The sequence below is a fragment of the Flagellimonas sp. 2504JD4-2 genome (assembly GCF_053642935.1).
The window spans coordinates 2,501-5,104 of record NZ_JBSIOV010000006.1 but is presented as its reverse complement, the minus strand read 5'-3'; the positions used below and the strand labels follow the sequence as shown (position 1 = coordinate 5,104).

The 2,604-nt window shown below is 51.5% G+C and carries 2 tRNA genes and 2 rRNA genes (1 of these 4 running past the window's edge); all 4 read left to right on the top strand.

Annotated elements, in window-relative coordinates:
- Positions 1-100 precede the first annotated feature (100 nt).
- A 16S ribosomal RNA gene (locus ACULLH_RS18670) occupies positions 101-1,624 on the top strand.
- A 109-nt stretch (positions 1,625-1,733) separates the two neighbouring features.
- Positions 1,734-1,807 (top strand) — tRNA-Ile (locus ACULLH_RS18665).
- A 180-nt stretch (positions 1,808-1,987) separates the two neighbouring features.
- Positions 1,988-2,061 (top strand) — tRNA-Ala (locus ACULLH_RS18660).
- Positions 2,062-2,279: 218 nt separating this feature from the next.
- Positions 2,280-2,604 (top strand): 23S ribosomal RNA (locus tag ACULLH_RS18655); it runs 2,500 nt beyond the window's last position.
- The 16S and 23S rRNA genes sit together here with 2 tRNA genes alongside, the layout of an rRNA operon.

Here is a 2,604-nt window from a genome sequence, read left to right as displayed (position 1 = left end):
ACATATTGTATAGACAGCGTAAAAGAGAATAACAAGGAACCATTTTGATGTCAAGGACTTGGGTATTGTTTTAGGGAGTTGAATAGATATTTAACGATAGACAATGAAGAGTTTGATCCTGGCTCAGGATGAACGCTAGCGGCAGGCCTAACACATGCAAGTCGAGGGGTAACATGGTTTGCTTGCAAACTGATGACGACCGGCGCACGGGTGCGGAACGCGTATGGAACCTGCCCCTGTCAGGGGAATAGCCCAGAGAAATTTGGATTAATGCCCCATGGTAACATTATATCGCATGATATTTTGTTTAAAGATTTATCGGACAGGGATGGCCATGCGTACCATTAGCTTGTTGGTGAGGTAACGGCTTACCAAGGCAACGATGGTTAGGGGCCCTGAGAGGGGGATCCCCCACACTGGTACTGAGACACGGACCAGACTCCTACGGGAGGCAGCAGTGAGGAATATTGGACAATGGGCGGGAGCCTGATCCAGCCATGCCGCGTGCAGGATGACTGCCCTATGGGTTGTAAACTGCTTTTATACGGGAAGAAACCTGTCCACGTGTGGACAGCTGACGGTACCGTAAGAATAAGGACCGGCTAACTCCGTGCCAGCAGCCGCGGTAATACGGAGGGTCCGAGCGTTATCCGGAATCATTGGGTTTAAAGGGTCCGTAGGTGGGCCATTAAGTCAGGGGTGAAAGTCTGCAGCTCAACTGTAGAATTGCCTTTGATACTGGTGGTCTTGAGTCGTTGTGGGGTTGCCGGAACATGTGGTGTAGCGGTGAAATGCATAGATATCACATAGAACACCGATCGCGAAGGCAGGTGACCAACAACGTACTGACACTGATGGACGAAAGCGTGGGTAGCGAACGGGATTAGATACCCCGGTAGTCCACGCCGTAAACGATGGATACTAGCTGTCGGGCCTTCGGGCTCGGCGGCCAAGCGAAAGTGATAAGTATCCCACCTGGGGAGTACGTTCGCAAGAATGAAACTCAAAGGAATTGACGGGGGCCCGCACAAGCGGTGGAGCATGTGGTTTAATTCGATGATACGCGAGGAACCTTACCAGGGCTTAAATGCAGTCCGACAGCTTTAGAGATAGAGTTTTCTTCGGACGGATTGCAAGGTGCTGCATGGTTGTCGTCAGCTCGTGCCGTGAGGTGTCAGGTTAAGTCCTATAACGAGCGCAACCCCTACCGTTAGTTGCCAGCGAGTGAAGTCGGGGACTCTAACGGGACTGCCGGTGCAAACCGAGAGGAAGGTGGGGACGACGTCAAATCATCACGGCCCTTACGTCCTGGGCCACACACGTGCTACAATGGCCGGTACAGAGGGAAGCCACCCCGCAAGGGGGCGCGGATCTACAAAACCGGTCACAGTTCGGATCGGGGTCTGCAACTCGACCCCGTGAAGCTGGAATCGCTAGTAATCGGATATCAGCCATGATCCGGTGAATACGTTCCCGGGCCTTGTACACACCGCCCGTCAAGCCATGGAAGCCGGGAGTGCCTGAAGTCCGTCACCGCAAGGAGCGGCCTAGGGCAAAATCGGTAACTAGGGCTAAGTCGTAACAAGGTAGCCGTACCGGAAGGTGCGGCTGGAACACCTCCTTTCTAGAGAAAGACGACCGGACAATGTCCTGTCCTTTCATCGGGGTGGTCCTTGTTTTTCTTTTATGCTGTCTTATGATATGTTTTTAAATACTGGCGAATTAGGCCAAACAGTCTCATAGCTCAGCTGGTTAGAGCGCTACACTGATAATGTAGAGGTCGGCAGTTCGAGTCTGCCTGAGACTACTGTTTCGAGCTTTGCTCGAAAAGTTGGGGGTTATAAGTTGAAGGTTAAAGGTTGGCTTGTGATTTTTAAAAGTTCATTAAAATAGGAAATTCTAGAGGTTGAGAAACTGGTTGTTGGTTCTCGGTTGATGGTTGATGGTGATGCTATCAACAAGCAACGAACAACGAATCAACTAAACAGGGGAATTAGCTCAGCTGGCTAGAGCGCCTGCCTTGCACGCAGGAGGTCACCGGTTCGACTCCGGTATTCTCCACTTGTGCCCGCGGAAGCGGGTACCTCTTTGGAAAGGTCGCCGATCGAGATCGGTTCTTGTCCGAAGGGGCCCCGAACCAAGTTTGGGGAGAACGTTCATTGACATATTGGGACGGAGCGTGGCGATTTTATATCGTCATGGCGAAGTCAAAGAAGAAACACGAAGTAGAATAGAATATATAGAAGGATTACGAGGGCATTTGTACTTAGGTACAGGTGCGACAAGCAAAAGAAGGGCGTATGGGGGATGCCTAGGCTCTCAGAGGCGATGAAGGACGTGATAAGCTGCGAAAAGCCGCGGGGATCGGCACACACGAATTGATCCGCGGATGTCCGAATGGGGCAACCCGGCATGTTGAAGGCATGTCATCGAAAGAGGCTAACCCGCTGAACTGAAACATCTAAGTAGGCGGAGGAAGAGAAAACAAGAGTGATTCCGTTAGTAGTGGCGAGCGAAAGCGGATCAGCCCAAACCAGCGATGTTCCGGCATTGTTGGGGTTGTAGGACCACAATGTTCTTTGCGCGACGAACTGGAACCCATTG